This window comes from Novosphingobium sp. Leaf2, assembly GCF_001421325.1.
Taxonomy (GTDB): domain Bacteria; phylum Pseudomonadota; class Alphaproteobacteria; order Sphingomonadales; family Sphingomonadaceae; genus Novosphingobium.
The window spans coordinates 85,959-100,521 of sequence record NZ_LMJY01000001.1 but is presented as its reverse complement, the minus strand read 5'-3'; the positions used below and the strand labels follow the sequence as shown (position 1 = coordinate 100,521).

13 protein-coding genes are annotated in these 14,563 nt (G+C 66.6%); 5 read left to right on the top strand and 8 right to left on the bottom strand.

Annotated elements, in window-relative coordinates:
- Positions 1 to 5: 5 nt before the first annotated feature.
- Positions 6 to 857: a DUF815 domain-containing protein gene (locus ASE49_RS00535; protein WP_056768611.1), complete on the bottom strand. Its 852-nt coding sequence runs from the start codon at positions 855 to 857 to the stop codon at positions 6 to 8.
- Between the two features lie 48 nt (positions 858 to 905).
- On the opposite strand from ASE49_RS00535, the gene ASE49_RS00530 reads away from it, so the two are divergent.
- Positions 906 to 1,853 (top strand): L-threonylcarbamoyladenylate synthase, encoded by a 948-nt coding sequence (locus ASE49_RS00530; RefSeq protein ID WP_056767404.1) that lies wholly within the window; start codon positions 906 to 908, stop codon positions 1,851 to 1,853.
- A gap of 11 nt (positions 1,854 to 1,864) precedes the next feature.
- On the opposite strand, the gene ASE49_RS00525 is transcribed toward ASE49_RS00530, so the two are convergent.
- The 5 genes from ASE49_RS00525 to ASE49_RS00505 form a co-directional block, all read right to left on the bottom strand.
- Positions 1,865 to 2,191 carry a hypothetical protein gene (locus ASE49_RS00525; protein ID WP_056767401.1) on the bottom strand — a complete coding sequence of 109 codons (327 nt, stop codon included), beginning with the start codon at positions 2,189 to 2,191 and terminating at the stop codon, positions 1,865 to 1,867.
- Between the two features lie 107 nt (positions 2,192 to 2,298).
- On the bottom strand, positions 2,299 to 2,835 hold the full coding sequence (locus ASE49_RS00520) for a CarD family transcriptional regulator (RefSeq protein WP_056768610.1): 537 nt from the start codon (positions 2,833 to 2,835) through the stop codon (positions 2,299 to 2,301).
- Positions 2,836 to 3,161: 326 nt separating this feature from the next.
- Positions 3,162 to 3,500 (bottom strand): ferredoxin FdxA, encoded by a 339-nt coding sequence (gene fdxA / locus ASE49_RS00515; RefSeq protein ID WP_056767399.1) that lies wholly within the window; start codon positions 3,498 to 3,500, stop codon positions 3,162 to 3,164.
- A gap of 18 nt (positions 3,501 to 3,518) precedes the next feature.
- Positions 3,519 to 3,812, bottom strand: a complete 294-nt coding sequence (locus tag ASE49_RS00510) for an RNA-binding S4 domain-containing protein (RefSeq protein WP_056767396.1) — start codon at positions 3,810 to 3,812, stop codon at positions 3,519 to 3,521.
- 6 nt (positions 3,813 to 3,818) lie between these two features.
- On the bottom strand, positions 3,819 to 6,377 hold the full coding sequence (locus ASE49_RS00505; RefSeq protein ID WP_056767393.1) for a helicase-related protein: 2,559 nt from the start codon (positions 6,375 to 6,377) through the stop codon (positions 3,819 to 3,821).
- A gap of 159 nt (positions 6,378 to 6,536) precedes the next feature.
- On the opposite strand from ASE49_RS00505, the gene ASE49_RS00500 reads away from it, so the two are divergent.
- From ASE49_RS00500 to ASE49_RS00485, 4 genes are read left to right on the top strand one after another with little or no spacing between them, the layout of a single operon-like run.
- Complete coding sequence (locus tag ASE49_RS00500; RefSeq protein ID WP_056767392.1) at positions 6,537 to 8,102, top strand: M23 family metallopeptidase; 1,566 nt, start codon at positions 6,537 to 6,539, stop codon at positions 8,100 to 8,102.
- Positions 8,103 to 8,134: 32 nt separating this feature from the next.
- Positions 8,135 to 9,130 carry a porphobilinogen synthase gene (gene hemB / locus ASE49_RS00495; protein ID WP_056767389.1) on the top strand — a complete coding sequence of 332 codons (996 nt, stop codon included), beginning with the start codon at positions 8,135 to 8,137 and terminating at the stop codon, positions 9,128 to 9,130.
- Positions 9,123 to 11,351, top strand: a complete 2,229-nt coding sequence (locus ASE49_RS00490) for a fused MFS/spermidine synthase (protein WP_056768609.1) — start codon at positions 9,123 to 9,125, stop codon at positions 11,349 to 11,351. The genes hemB and ASE49_RS00490 overlap by 8 nt, the downstream gene beginning before the upstream one ends.
- Positions 11,348 to 11,908, top strand: coding sequence for a gamma carbonic anhydrase family protein (locus ASE49_RS00485; RefSeq protein WP_056767386.1), 561 nt, complete (start codon positions 11,348 to 11,350; stop codon positions 11,906 to 11,908). The genes ASE49_RS00490 and ASE49_RS00485 overlap by 4 nt, the downstream gene beginning before the upstream one ends.
- 40 nt (positions 11,909 to 11,948) lie before the next feature.
- Here the strand turns inward: ASE49_RS00485 and ASE49_RS00480 are convergent, their stop codons facing one another.
- Both ASE49_RS00480 and ASE49_RS00475 read right to left on the bottom strand, forming a co-directional pair.
- Positions 11,949 to 13,541 carry a cisplatin damage response ATP-dependent DNA ligase gene (locus tag ASE49_RS00480; RefSeq protein ID WP_056767382.1) on the bottom strand — a complete coding sequence of 531 codons (1,593 nt, stop codon included), beginning with the start codon at positions 13,539 to 13,541 and terminating at the stop codon, positions 11,949 to 11,951.
- A gap of 9 nt (positions 13,542 to 13,550) precedes the next feature.
- Positions 13,551 to 14,555, bottom strand: coding sequence for a ligase-associated DNA damage response exonuclease (locus ASE49_RS00475; protein ID WP_056767378.1), 1,005 nt, complete (start codon positions 14,553 to 14,555; stop codon positions 13,551 to 13,553).
- Between the last annotated feature and the right edge of the window lie 8 nt (positions 14,556 to 14,563).

Below are 14,563 nucleotides of genomic sequence, written 5' to 3'. Positions count from 1 at the left end.
GTTTTCTACAACGCCTTGCCGGCCCGCCCGGCCAGTTCGTTGACGTATTGCCAAGCCACACGGCCGGATCGGGCGCCGCGTCGGCGGGACCATTCCAAGGCATCGGATGGCTCCCAGGCGAGGTCGAAGGTTTCGGCGTAGCCGGCGATGATCGCCAGATAGGCGTCCTGATCGCAGTTGTGGAAGCCGATCGACAGACCGAAACGGTCCGCCAGCGCGAGCCGTTCGTCCACCAGATCGCGCGGGTTGATAGGATCATCCTGCTCGGCCATCGAGCGACCCACGATAGCCCGGCGGTTGGACGTGACCGCAAGGCGCACATTGGCCGGGCGCGCCTCTACGCCGCCTTCCAGCCAGGACCGTAGCGTCCGGGGACCGGCGCCGTCATCCTCGTCAAAGCCCAGATCGTCGATGAAGACGAGGAAGCTGCGGTCCTCTTTGCCCAGCGCGGTGAACAGGCCCGCAACACCGGATAAGGCCTCGTGCGCTACTTGAACCAGCGCCACGCGGCCGGGGTGCTGCGCATCCGCACCGCGCACGGCAGCGCGAAGCAGCGCCGACTTGCCCATGCCGCGCGATCCCCACAGCAGCATGTCGTGCGCCGCGTGGCCCGCAGCAAGCCGCTCCACGTTGGTGACGACGCGCTCTTTCTGGGTGTCGATGCCGCGCAGCAGATCAAGCGAAGGGGCATCCAGGTGGCTGACTGCCCGTGCTGCGGCACCCGTCCACACATAAGCCGGATGGGCAAGCCAGTCCGTGGTCACCGTCAGCGCAGGCGCCATGCGCTCCAGGGCATCGGCGATGCGGGCCAGCACGCGCACGTAGTTCTCGGCGTCGGCGGCGGGTTCTGGTGGCATCGGCGTGAATTCCTTGGCTTGCATTGCGGGCGTCTATAACGAGGCGCGATGGACCATGCCAGCCGACCCATGCTTCTTGCCCCTGACCAAAGCGGCATTGCTCTTGCCGCACAGATTCTGCGCGACGGAGGACTGGTGGCGAGCCCCTCGGAGACGGTCTACGGCCTGATGGCGAGGGCGGATCAGCAGGAGGCGGTGGCCGCGATTTATACGGCTAAAGGGCGACCGAGCTTCAACCCACTGATCGTGCATGTAGCTGACACGGCGATGGCGCAGAGACTGGCGGTGTTCGATGAGCGTGCCCGGCGGCTTGCCGATGCGTTCTGGCCCGGTCCGCTGACGCTGGTTTTACCATTACAGATGGGGGCCGCGGTGGCACCGTCCGTCATTGCCGGATTGCCGACGCTGGCGGTGCGATGCCCCGCGCATCCGGTGCTACGGGCGTTGATCGCCGAAACGCGATTACCGCTCGCCGGGCCATCCGCCAACCGCAGCGGCGGGGTTAGCCCGACCCGTACGGAACACGTGGTTGCGTCTCTGGGCGACAGGGTTGACGCGGTGATCGACGGGGGCACCTGCGCGCAAGGACTGGAATCGACCATCGTCGCCCTGCGCCCGTCTGGCAGCTGGCAGGTTCTGCGCCCAGGTCCGATTACCGAAGCGCAAATCGCTGCGGTGTTGTACGCGCAGAGCGACGCTGTTTGTTCATCTGCTATAGAAGCGCCGGGTCAGCTATCCAGCCATTACGCGCCAGGCAAGCCGGTGCGGCTGGAGGCGACCCAAAGGCAGGACGATGAATTCCATATCGGCTTCGGCACGGTGGCGGGACATGCGAACCTGTCGCCTGACGGCGATCTGGCGGAAGCTGCGGCCAATCTTTACGCGCTGCTGCACCAGGCCGCCGATGCCGATCACCCGCGCATCGCGGTGGCACCTGTGCCCGACGCCGGCATCGGCGTGGCGATCAACGACCGGCTACGACGCGCCGCCGCCTGATCTCTGGGAAATCAGCGCTGGTTCGGCACGCTGGGGCTGATGGCCTGAATCTGCTCATAGTCCTGGCGGGCAAGATCGCACGCGTGCTGGTCGCCGCGGCGGCAGGCGCTGAGATGCTTTTGATATTGCCGATCGATGCGCCCCAGTTCGGCCTGCTGCTTGCGCACCCGGCGGCCCAGGTTGCGATCCGATTCGGACTGGCTGGTGGTCGTCCAGTCCACCGCCTTCCCGGCAACCCGAACGGGCGCAGTGACGATGCTGGCCGCAGTGCTGATGCAGCCTGAAAGCAACGGGACGACGCACACAGCAAGCAACATCGGGCGATGGCCGAACTTCATACCGGGTTCCTTTGAAAAATCGTCGACGGCCTTGCGCTGGCACCACGCAAACGAAAGGCCGCTCCTTTGCAGAAGCGGCCCATCGTTCCACGTGGAACATGCGTTGCTTACGCAGCGGTTTCCGGCGTATCGTAATACTTGGGCGCATGCTCGTTCAGGATCGCCAGAATCTTCTTGAGCGCGGCGGGTTCGTCGGTCTTTTCCATGGCCGCGAGTTCGCGGGCCAAGCGCGAAGAAGCCGCCTCGAAGATCTGCCGTTCCGAGTAGCTCTGCTCTGGCTGATCGTCCGCACGGAACAAATCGCGGGTCACTTCGGCGATCGACACCAGATCGCCCGAGTTGATCTTCGCTTCGTATTCCTGGGCGCGGCGCGACCACATGGTGCGCTTCACCTTCGGCTTGCCGGTCAGCGTGGCAAGGGCTTCGCGCAGCGTCTTGTCCGAGGACAGCTTGCGCATGCCGATCGATTCGACCTTGTTGACGGGAACGCGCAAAGTCATGCGTTCCTTTTCAAACCGCAGGACGTAAAGTTCCAGCTGCATCCCGGCAATTTCCTGCTTTTGCAGCTCGATGACACGGCCCACGCCGTGCTTGGGGTATACGACGTAATCTCCAACATCGAAGGCATCGGCCCTGGTTGCCATGTATCGTCCTTTCGCCTGCAGGGGTGTTTCTTCCATCCGAATCAGGAGAGAGCCGGGGATGCGACAGGAGACGATTGTCTCCGCCGTCCGGTCAGATCGCTCTCCCAACCGTCTGCTTTCGAACCCTGCCTCGCATGAAAATGCCTGCCGAACGGACGGAGCGTCCGGGCAGTTGCATGTGCATATAACACCGAAACGGCAAAAATACCATAGCCACGGCAACCTTTTGCGCGCTGCACCAAAGATGCAACCCGCAGATTACCCCAGACTATTGGAAGTGTTAGCTGCGCCGCAGCGGACAGGCCGCTGACGAAGACACCTGGACATCAGTCACCTTCGCCGGGTTCGGGCGAGAAGAACTTCTCGAACTTGCCCTCGATGCCCTTCATCGCGTCCGCGTCTTCGGGGGCGTCCTTCTTGGTGGTGATGTTGGGCCATTCGGCCGAGAACTTGGTGTTCAGCTCCAGCCACTGCTCAAGCCCCGCGTCCGTATCGGGAAGAATCGCTTCTGCCGGGCATTCCGGCTCGCACACGCCGCAGTCGATGCATTCGCTGGGATTGATGACCAGCATGTTCTCACCCTCGTAGAAACAATCCACGGGGCAGACCTCGACGCAGTCCATATACTTGCACCTGATGCAGGCGTCGGTGACGACATACGTCATGAGTGCGTGTTCCTTCCTTCAGGCGTCGTGCGAATCCGGCGCTGCTATGGGATCAACAGGCCTGCCGTCAAGCAGTCTATAGCAGCTTTGCGCTTCACTGGCGGGGCCGCGCCGTAGCGGAAGGGAAAGGACTTCTATCACCCGCACACCGTCAGCTATCGGCACGGTCAGCACATCGCCCACCGCGATCTTGTGATGGGCACGCTCGATGCGCCGTCCGTTCAGCCGCATATGGCCTTGTTCGACCAGCCCATGGGCCACCGGGCGTGTCTTGGCGAAACGCAGGAACCACAAGAGCTTGTCCACCCGCATAAAACCTTACCGCACCATGTCGGCCAGCAGGGCGAAGGCGCCATCAGGCCTTGGCGCACCTGCGGGACGCGGCTCGGCGCGGCGTTGCGGGGGGCGCCAGCGCCAGCGCACGGGAGCGGGCGGGCCTTGCATATCAGCCGCCAAAGCGCGCGGCATGATCGGTTGAAAGCCGCCCAGCCGCAGGAGGCGCGCGAAACTGGCGGTGGTGAGTCCCATCGACACCGCGCGTGCCGGCTTGATGATGAACCCGGCGCGCTGTGCCGCCGAGCCGTTGCCGCTGCGAAGCTCGTGCGCTTCGCGCAGCAGCTTGTCGGCCATATCGAGCCGGAGCGCCTGCTTGCCCAGGCTGCGATACCCGGGCGGGAGCCGCCGGTCCTGCATCGCCAGCACGGGCGGCATGGCAAGGTCGGGCAGATCCAGCCCCGAGCGACCGCGCACCATCGCCAGCTGGCACCACAGCGCAAGCCGCTCGGGACGCAGCATCGCCGGCACGAACAGGTCCAGCGCGCCCACTTTCACTCCCAATCGCGCCAGCATCGGACGGCGCGCCTTGTCGAGCCGGTCAAGGCCGCTATCTTCGCGCGGCACCAGCCCGCCACATTCGACCAGCGTGATCAGCAGCGCGCGCAAATCCGGCCCGGCGTCTGGCGAACGGCTGGCCTCGTCCAGCCGGGCCAGCGCACCGAGCGGGGCGAGGGCTTGCGCCAGCCACCCCTCCAGCGCCGCTACCAGCGCCTTGCGCGATGGCGCGGGCACGGCGTCCAGCGCGCGGTCCGGCAGCAGCGTGGGGCTGAGCAGGGAGCGGCCCGGCAGCAGGCTGGCGATGCGCTGTCCGTCCCACACGATCGCGCCAGCCTCCAGCGTCATGCCAGCAGTGCCGGCGTGGATAGCCTCGGCCAGCGCATCGGCGCGCGTGGCGAGCAGACGGGCCAGATGCCGTTCGGCAGCGGCCAGCAGCAATTTGCGGTCCGACAGCCGCGCGCCGGGATCGACCTGAAAGGTGAAGCCGCGCAGGCTGCCAATATGCTCGCCTTCCACCAGGACTTCCTCGTCCTCCAGCCGGACTGATAGCAAGCCCGCATCGGGGCCGAGCTTCTTCATCAGCACCGCCGTGCGCCGATTGATGAAGCGTTCGGTCAGCTTGCCGTGGAGCGCGTCCGACAAGCGGGCCTCCACGGCGCGGGCGCGGGCGGCCATCTCGTCGCGCGCCAGCACCCAGTCCGGGCGCTGGGCGATGTAGGCCCACGACCGAATAGCCGCGATCCGGCCCTGCAGCGTGTCGATATCGCCGCCGGTACGGTCCAGCTGCGCGATCTGCGCGGCCACGAAATCGGCCCCCAGTTCGCCCTGCCGCAAGTCCTGCCACAGCCGGGCGACGAAGCGCGAATGCGTTTCCACCCCCTGCTGGCGGAAATCGGGCAGGCGGCACACGTCCCAGAAACGGCGCACCTGGCCCAGCCCACGCACGGTATCGCCAATCTCCGCCTCGTCGGCCAGGCGCTTGAGCACGGCAAGGTCGATCGCCTCGGGCGCAGGGGCAAGTTCGGAGCGATTCGGCGGCGTTTCCAGATCGGCGATCAGGGTGGCAAGACTGTCGAACCGGGGTTCGGGCTCACGCCAGAACAGCTTGGTCAACGGGGGGAAGCGGTGCTCCTCGATCGCGTAGATCTCATCCGGCTCGAAATCGGAATCGTGCCCGCCCGATCCCGTCAGCGTGCCGAAGCTGCCGTCTTTCTGGTGCCGCCCGGCCCGCCCGGCGATCTGCGCCATTTCCGCCGTAGTCAGCCGGCGGTGGCGGCGCCCATCGTATTTGGACAGGCCCGCGAACGCCACGTGTTCGACATCGAGGTTGAGGCCCATGCCGATCGCATCGGTGGCAACAAGATAATCCACCTCGCCGGACTGGTAGAGGGCAACTTGCGCATTGCGGGTCTGCGGGCTAAGCGCCCCCATCACCACCGCCGCGCCGCCACGGAACCGGCGCAGCATTTCGGCGATGGCGTAAACCTGCTCCGCCGAAAAGGCGACGATGGCGCTGCGCGGGGGCACCCGGCTCAGTTTCCTGGCACCGGCATGGGTAAGGGTGGAAAAGCGCGGCCGGGTGACGACCTCCACCCCCGGCACCAGCGCACGCACCAGCGGCTCGGCGGTGGACGAGCCCAGGATCATCGTTTCCTCGCGCCCGCGCGCGTGCAGCAGCCGGTCGGTGAACACGTGGCCGCGTTCGCGGTCCGCGGCCAGCTGCACTTCGTCGATCGCCACGAACGCCATCGAGCGTTCCATCACCGGCATCGCTTCCATCGTGCACAGCAGGTAGCGGGCGTCCTTCGGCTCGATCCGCTCTTCCCCGGTGATCAGGGCAACGCTTTTCTCGCCCTTGATCTTCACCAAGCGGTCGTAGACCTCGCGCGCCAGCAGGCGCAGCGGAAAGCCGATCATGCCGCTGGAGTGGGCGCACAGGCGCTCTATGGCAAGGTGGGTCTTGCCGGTGTTCGTAGGCCCGAGAACGGCCTTCACCCCGGTCGGAGTGTCGCTGCGGGCCGAAGCGTGCCGGTCATAAGCCATTGGATGGAATGTGGCACCGCGCCTCGCCCCCCGCAAGACCGGTCGCCACGAAACCACCGGCAAACAGCGGCTCACGCCAGGCATCGTTTAGGACCGCTTAACCTTGATCAGGCAAGGCCGTCGGGAGCGGGCAGATTTGCCTAAAGGGATTCGCAAAGGGTGTTCAAGGCGTTGCGGCAGGACCGGTCGGAAAGCGTCGCGCGGCAGCAGGCTTTCGCGCATCATGCAGTACCGTCCTCCGGCGCGCCAGCACCGGTCATCCTTGCGTTTCCTGCGCGGGACCGCATTCGCCCACCGCTCACCCTTGCAGAACCACTTCCCCCACGCTTTCCGCGCATCGAAGCGTGGTTCTCCCGCGCCAATCTGGCGCCGGACCTTGCTGTCGATATTGGCAGCGGCACGTGGCTGCGCGGCCTGGCAACACTGGTGACGCTCACCGCTTCGGCCATTGCCTTGTGCCCGGATTTCACCGCGATAGACACCGCCAGCGCCATGCCCCTCGCGGCGGGTCAACAGGACGAATATCGCAGCCAGGCCATCGCTCCGCTGGCGCTTGGCGCGGACAGCGGGCGGCGTATGGGGCTGACCCCGCGCGTGCGGCCGGTCGCCGGCTTGCCGGAGCGGCCGACGATCCAGCTGGTTTCCACGCTGGGTCAGGGCGATACGCTGACCGCCATGCTGGAGCGTGCAGGCGTTGCCGCAGATCAGTCTGCGCAGGTTGCCCGGCTGGTGGCGACGGCAGCCCCGGACGGGACGATCGCGCCAGGCACCCCGTTCGACATCACGCTGGGCAAGCGCCCGGCGGCAGGATCGGCGCGCGCGCTGCAATCGCTCAATTTCCGGGCGCGCTTCGACCTTGATCTTGCGGTCACGGCCTCGGGGGGCTCGCTTTCGCTGGCGCGCCGTCCGATCCGCGTGGACGAAACCCCGCTGCGCATTCGCGGCACCGTGGGGCCCAGCCTCTACCGCTCCGCGCGCAACGCCGGGGCGCCCGTCTCCGCGATCCAGGCATACCTGCAGGCGCTCGACAAATACGTCAGCCTGGAAAGCGACCTGACCGCGCAGGACCAGTTCGACATGATCGTCGCCTACAAACGCTCCGCCAGGGGTGAACGACAGACGGGCGATCTGCTGTACGCCGGGGTGGAACGCGGTGGCAAACCCACGCTGCAGCTGCTGCGCTGGGGCAAAGAAGGGCAGATGCAGGCTGCTGGGATAATCAGCCAGCCGCGCAGCGTGGCGCTGGGTATGCCGGTGGCCGGGCACATCACCTCCACGTACGGCCCGCGCCGTCACCCGATCCTGGGTTTTGTGCGCATGCACGCCGGGATCGATTTCGGCGCCGCTTATGGCTCGCCGATTTATGCCGTGGCGGATGGCATCGTCACCTTCGCCGGGCGTCATGGTGGGCACGGCAATTACGTGCGTCTGCAGCATGCGGGCGGGCTGGGCACAGGCTATGGCCACATGAGCCGCATTGCCGTGGCCGACGGCACGCAAGTGCGCGCCGGGCAGGTGATCGGTTTTGTCGGCTCCACCGGGCTGTCCACCGGGCCGCACCTGCACTTCGAAGCCTATCGCGGCGGGCATACGATCAACCCTGCCGGCCTTGCCATTGCAGTCCGTCCGCAGATTGACGGGCCCCAGCGCGATGCGTTCAAGGCGCGGCTGGATGCGCTGCTGCGCATGGCGAGCACGCGGGTGGATACGCCGCTCGGCGATTGAAAGGGCTCCGCTTTTGCGGCAAGCAGCCGCGGATGACCGCCAGCTATCCCCACACCCGCCTGCGCCGCACCCGCGCCACCGCCTGGAGCCGCGCGCTTCACCGCGAAACCACACTCACCCCGGCAGACCTGATCTGGCCGCTGTTCGTCACCGAAGGCGTGCAGGTGGAGCAGCCCGTGGCCGCGCTGCCGGGCGTATCGCGCTGGTCGGTGGACCTGATCGTCGATCGCGCGCGCGAAGCGGTGGAGCTGGGGATTCCGGTGCTGGCGCTGTTTCCCAACACCCAGCCCGATCGCCGCAGCGAAGACGGGGCCGAAGCGCGCAATCCCGACAACCTGATGTGCCGCGCCATTCGCGCCGTGCGCGATGCGCTGGGCGACCGGATCGGGCTTTTGACCGACGTTGCGCTCGATCCCTACACCAGCCACGGGCAGGACGGGCTGATCGACGATGCCGGCTACGTCCTTAACGATGAGACGGTGGAGGCGCTGGTCGGCCAGTCGCTCAACCAGGCCGCCGCCGGGGCTGACATCATCGCCCCGTCCGACATGATGGACGGGCGGATCGGCGCCATCCGTGCCGCCTTGGAAAACACCGGCCACAGCAACGTCCAGATCATGAGCTACGCGGCGAAGTACGCCTCGGCGTTCTACGGCCCGTTCCGCGACGCGGTGGGATCGCGCGGGCTGCTGAAGGGGGACAAGAAAACCTATCAGATGGACCCCGGCAACACCGAGGAAGCGCTGCGCGAAGTGGCCATGGACCTGGCCGAAGGGGCTGACAGCGTGATGGTGAAGCCGGGCCTGCCGTATCTGGACATCGTGCGCCGGGTGAAGGAAACGTTCGCCGTGCCGGTGTTCGCCTACCAGGTGTCCGGCGAATACGCGATGATCGAGCATGCCGTGGCCGCCGGCGCGGCGGACCGCGATGCGATGGTGCTGGAAACGCTGCTGGCGTTCAAGCGTGCGGGCTGTTCGGGGGTGCTGACCTATCACGCCGCGCATGCCGCGCGGCTGCTGCATGGCTGATCCGCAGCACGCCAGGGGGCCCTCGCGCCCGCTGTTCGTCGCCATGATACTGACCGGCAGCTTCCTGCTGTTCCTGATCCAGCCGATGATCGCGCGCATGGCGCTGCCGCGGCTTGGCGGCGCGCCGAACGTGTGGAACAGCGCGATGCTGGTCTACCAGGCGCTGCTGCTGGCCGGCTACGGCTACGCCCACCTGCTGGGCCGGCTGCCGCTGCGCCGACAGGCCACGGTCCACATCGGCGTGCTGCTGCTGGCCGGGCTGACCCTGCCGGTGGGGCTGGCCGCGCTGCCGCATGGCGCCGGCCTGCCCGAAGCGCTGTGGGTGCCGCTGCTGCTGGGCGTCAGCATCGGACCGGTGTTCTTCGCGGTATCGGCGCAAGCCCCGCTAATGCAGCGCTGGTTCGCCGCCGATCCAGCTGCCGGCGCGCCGTGGGCGCTCTATGCCGCATCGAACCTGGGCAGCTTCGCCGGGCTGCTGGCGTACCCGCTCATCGCCGAGCCGCTGCTTAGCCTGCATGCGCAGAGCATCGCGTGGTCGGCCGGCTATGCCGCGCTGGCGGTGCTGGTGATACTGGCGGCGGTCGCCCGGCGGTCTGCGCCTGACTATGCGGCAACGCCCACGGAGAGCGGCGACCACACAGCGGTAGGCTGGCGTACGATACTGCTGTGGCTGATGCTGTCGGCGGTCCCGTCAGGCCTGATGCTGTCCACCACCACGCACCTGACCACCGACATTTTCGCGATGCCGCTGCTGTGGGTGATCCCGCTGGGGCTCTATCTGCTCAGCTTCGTGATCGCCTTTGCCGACCGGCGCGGACCGGCGCGGGCGATCAGCCGGGTGGCGCCGGTCGTGGTGCTGCTGGCGGGCAGCTATGCAATGGTGTCCAACGGGTCTGGCAGCGTGTGGATGGTGGGCGGCACCTGCCTGCTGCTGCTGTGCATCGCGTGTGCGCTGCACGCACGCCTGTATGACCTGCGCCCCGCGCCGGCGCAGCTGACGCGCTTTTACCTCGTCATGTCGGCGGGCGGGGTGCTGGGCGGGGTGTTCACCGCGCTGATCGCACCGCTGGCGTTCGACTGGGCATGGGAACATCCGCTGCTGGTCATCACTGCCGCGCTGCTGATGCCCTTGACCCCGCTGCTGCGCTGGCGTGAAGGAGACGGGATCGAGCCGGGCATGGCCCGCATCGCGCTGGGCGTGCTGCTCGCAGGCGCGGCGTTCCTCTGCTTCAAGCTGGCCGAAAACCTGCTGGACCCCGATGCCGATCTGGTCGCCGCGCTGCTGACCGTGTTCGTGGTGGGCATCGGCGTCGCGGTGATGGCCTGGCGCTGGGCGTTCGTGGCCGTACTGATCATGGCAATGGTGGGGCAGGGCGGCATCTGGACCATCCGCGCCACGCTGGAAAGGCAGCGCACCCGCAGCTATTTCGGCATCTACACAGTGTACGACAACAAGACGCTGGGCGTGCGGACGCTGGCGCACGGCACCACGCTGCACGGCATGCAATCGCTGGACCCGGCCCACGCCCGCGATGCGCTGACGTATTATGGGCCAAGTTCGGGCGCGGCGCTGGCGCTGGGCGCGGTGCCGCTGCTGGAAGGGCCCCGCGCCCGCATCGGCGTAGTGGGCCTGGGCACCGGTTCACTCGCCTGCCAGAAGCGCCCCGGCCAGAACTGGACTTTCTTCGAAATCGACCCCGTGGTGCTGCGCTTTTCCACAAGCGGGCGCTTCACCTTCCTGCGTGCGTGCGCGCCCGATGCCCACGTCGTGATAGGGGACGCGCGGCTCGAACTGGCGAAAGTGCCGCCCGGTTCGTTCGACGTGCTGGTGATCGATGCGTTTTCGTCCGACGCGATCCCGATGCACCTGCTGACGACACAGGCCCTGCAGGTGTATCTGCATGCATTGGGGCCGCGAGGGATGCTGCTGGTGCATATCTCCAACCGCTATATCGCCCTGGATCCGGTGATCGGCGCCAATGCGCGGGCGACCGGGCTTGGCGCGCTGTCACGGCTGGATTATCCCCGGGACCTGCAACGCTACACCCCGTCGCGCTGGATCGCGCTGTCGCGGGACCGGGCGATGCTTGCGGCTCTCGCGCGCCAAAGGCCCGACGCACCGTGGACCGTTTTGACCGATGACGCCGCGCAGCCCTGGACTGACGATCACGCCTCCATCCTGCCTTATGTGCGGTGGAGCAACCTGGCAGGAAACCCATGACCGACCGCACCGACATCACCATCGTCTCGATCCACGGCAAGACGCCGCGCATCCACCCCAGCGCCTTTATCGCACCCGGTTGCCGGATCATCGGCGATGTGGAGATCGGACCGGACGCCAGCATCTGGTACAACTGCGTGGTGCGGGCCGACGTGAACCGCATCGTGATCGGCGCGCGCACCAATATCCAGGACGGCAGCATCGTCCATTGCGACAGTCCCAAGCCGCACCGGCCGGAAGGCTATCCCACGATCATTGGTGAGGATGTGCTGATCGGCCATCTGGCGATGGTGCATGGCTGCGTGCTGGAGGACCGCGCCTTCGTGGGGCTTGGCGCGATCGTCATGGATGGCAGCTATATCGAAAACGGTGGCATGCTGGCCGCCGGCGCCCAGCTGACTGGCAAGCGCATCGGGGCCGGGCAATTATGGATGGGACGCCCGGCCAAATTCGCGCGCGATCTTGATGAAGCGGCGCTCGCCGCAAACCGGGCGGGAGTGGATAGCTATGTGCGCAACGGACAGGCGCATGCGCGGGCGCTGCGCGGGGAAGGCTGAACTGAATCAGCCTTGGTGTTCCACGTGGAACGCGGCCCACTCAATCCCGGATCAGTGCTTTGAGCGCGTCCATCCGGTCCGCTTCATGCGCGGGCTTGTCCGCCCGGATGCGGTTGATGCGCGGGAAACGCATGGCAACGCCGGACTTGTGCCGCTTGCTGGCGTGCACCGAATCGAACGCCACCTCGAACACCAGCGACTTGTCTGTTTCGCGTACCGGGCCAAAGCGATTGACGGTGTGCGTGCGCACGTGCCGGTCCAGCCATTTCAGCTCCTCGTCGGTGAACCCGAAATAGGCTTTGCCCACCGGTAGCAGTTCGGCGCCCGCATCCGGGTCGCCATCCCAGCAGCCGAAGGTGTAGTCGGAATAGAACGAACTGCGCTTGCCCGAGCCGCGCTGCGCATACATCAGCACGCAATCAACCAGCAGCGGATCGCGCTTCCATTTGTACCACAACCCGGTCTTGCGACCCGCAACATAGGGGCTATCCCGCCGCTTGAGCATCACACCCTCGATCGCATCGTCGCGCGCGCGCGAACGAATGGTGGTGAGTTCGGCGAAGTCCGCAGCCGGGATGACGGCGGAAATGTCAAACCGTATCGGATCGAGGCGCGGGACCAACGCTTCCAGCGCGCCGCGCCGTTCCGTCCAGGGCAGGGCGCGCAGATCCTGTCCTTCCAGGATCAACACATCGTACAGTCGCACGAAGGCGGGATATTCCTCGCGCATCTTTCGGCTGACCGTCTTGCGGCCCAGCCGCTGTTGCAGCGCGTTGAAGCTGGCCGCGCCGCCTTCCTCGCCCCCCTGATGCACGCCGCGCACCAGCAGTTCGCCATCCAGCACCGCATCGATTTGCAAAGCCTCGGCAATTTCGGGGAAGCTGCCAGAGATATCGTCCCCCGAACGGGAGTAGACCCGCGTTTCGCCCCCGGCACGCACCACCTGCACGCGGATGCCATCCCACTTCCACTCCGCCGCATAGTGCGTCAGGTCGAGTTGCGTGTCCTCCAGCCCGTGCGCCAGCATGAACGGGCGGAACAGCGGCAGGTCATCGGAATTGGGCGCTTCGCCGCCATGGGCCGCCCAGTCGAACAGCGGCGTGTACGGCGCACTCTGGCCATGCCAGTGCTCCTCCACATCCTCAACAGCCACATCGAAGGCCTGCGCGAAAGCGGTCTTCGCCAGCCGCGCCGAAATGCCGATACGCATCGCGCCTGTCGCCAGCTTGAGCAGGGCATAGCGCCCGTTAGCATCCAGCCGGTCCAGCAGCTTGGGCAGATCGCTCATCACCGTGGCGCGGGTCATGCGCGATAACGCGTCCACCGCCTCGGCAACAGTGGGTGGCGAGGGCGCATTGGGCGGTTCTGGCCACAGCAGGCTGGCCGTCTCCGCCGAATCGCCGACATATTCGCGGCTCAGTGTCCACAGCACCGGATCGATCCGCTCGGTCAGCAGGTTGCGGATCGTGGCGCTTTTCACCGCCGGAAAATCCAGCCCGTCCGTCAGCGCCGCCAGCGCCCAGCCACGATCGGGGTCCGGCGTCGAGCGCAGATAGTCGGCCAGCAGTTTCAGCTTGGCGTTGCGGCTGCGGGTATAGACCAGCGCATCGAGCAGGGCGGCGAATTCTTCCATCAGCGCGGCTCAGTCATCTTCGTCTTCATAGCCGACCAGCGCCAGTGCCTTGGCCTTACGCTGGTTCAGCTCGCACCAGCGCAGCATGGCCTCCTCTCGGCCATGGGTGATCCAGGTTTCCGCCGGGTTCACGTCGATCACGGTCTGGGTCAGCTCGTCCCAGTCGGCATGGTCCGAGATGATGAGTGGCAGTTCCACCATCCGCTGACGGGCACGCTGGCGCACCTGCATCCAGCCCGATGCCATGGCGGTGATCGGATCGGGCAGGCGGCGGCTCCAGCGATCATTCAGCGCAGACGGGGGCGCTACCACAATACTACCCGCAAGTTCACCCTTGGCCGCATCGGACATCAGGCGCAGCGGCCCCAGATCGATACCCCAGTCCTCATACAGGCGGCACATCCGCTCCATCGCGCCATGCAGCCAGATGGTGTCGGCATGGCCGGCGCGGCGCAGTTCGGCGATCAGCCGCTGCGCCTTGCCCAACGCATATGCGCCCACCAGCACGCAACGCTGCGGATTGGCGGCCCGCGCATTAAGCAGCTTGGCGATTTCCTGCTCTATCGGGGGATGGCGAAAGACCGGCAGCCCGAACGTCGCCTCGGTGATCAACACGTCACATGCGGTGACTTCGAAAGGCGGGCAGGTGGGATCGGGGCGACGCTTGAAATCGCCGGTCACCACCACCCGCTCGCCGGCACGTTCGAGCAATATCTGCGCGGAGCCTAGCACGTGCCCGGCCGGAATCCATGTGGCGTACACGCCGCCGCCCAGCGCCAGCCGCTTGCCGTAAGGGGTGGGCACCGCACCTTCATCGGTTGCATAGCGCAGCTTCATGATCGCCAGCGTGGCAGGGGTGGCAAAGGTATGGCCGTGGCCACCGCGCGCGTGATCCGCATGCCCGTGGGTAACGAGGGCGCGGTCCACCGGGCGGGACGGGTCGATCCAGCAATCGGCGGGCACCACATGGATGCCCCACGGTTCGGGCCGTATCCAGGAAAAGTCGCGCGCCATGCACAAGG

Coding starts and splice junctions, on each gene's coding strand:
- ASE49_RS00475 (WP_056767378.1), bottom strand. CDS start 14,555: ATGGCGCGCGACTTTTCCTGGATACGGCCCGAACCGTGGGGCATCCAT.
- hemB (WP_056767389.1), top strand. CDS start 8,135: ATGACCGCCAGCTATCCCCACACCCGCCTGCGCCGCACCCGCGCCACC.
- ASE49_RS00530 (WP_056767404.1), top strand. CDS start 906: ATGGACCATGCCAGCCGACCCATGCTTCTTGCCCCTGACCAAAGCGGC.
- ASE49_RS00480 (WP_056767382.1), bottom strand. CDS start 13,541: ATGGAAGAATTCGCCGCCCTGCTCGATGCGCTGGTCTATACCCGCAGC.
- ASE49_RS00510 (WP_056767396.1), bottom strand. CDS start 3,812: ATGCGGGTGGACAAGCTCTTGTGGTTCCTGCGTTTCGCCAAGACACGC.
- ASE49_RS00490 (WP_056768609.1), top strand. CDS start 9,123: ATGGCTGATCCGCAGCACGCCAGGGGGCCCTCGCGCCCGCTGTTCGTC.
- ASE49_RS00525 (WP_056767401.1), bottom strand. CDS start 2,191: ATGAAGTTCGGCCATCGCCCGATGTTGCTTGCTGTGTGCGTCGTCCCG.
- ASE49_RS00535 (WP_056768611.1), bottom strand. CDS start 857: ATGCCACCAGAACCCGCCGCCGACGCCGAGAACTACGTGCGCGTGCTG.
- ASE49_RS00505 (WP_056767393.1), bottom strand. CDS start 6,377: ATGGCTTATGACCGGCACGCTTCGGCCCGCAGCGACACTCCGACCGGG.
- fdxA (WP_056767399.1), bottom strand. CDS start 3,500: ATGACGTATGTCGTCACCGACGCCTGCATCAGGTGCAAGTATATGGAC.
- ASE49_RS00485 (WP_056767386.1), top strand. CDS start 11,348: ATGACCGACCGCACCGACATCACCATCGTCTCGATCCACGGCAAGACG.
- ASE49_RS00520 (WP_056768610.1), bottom strand. CDS start 2,835: ATGGCAACCAGGGCCGATGCCTTCGATGTTGGAGATTACGTCGTATAC.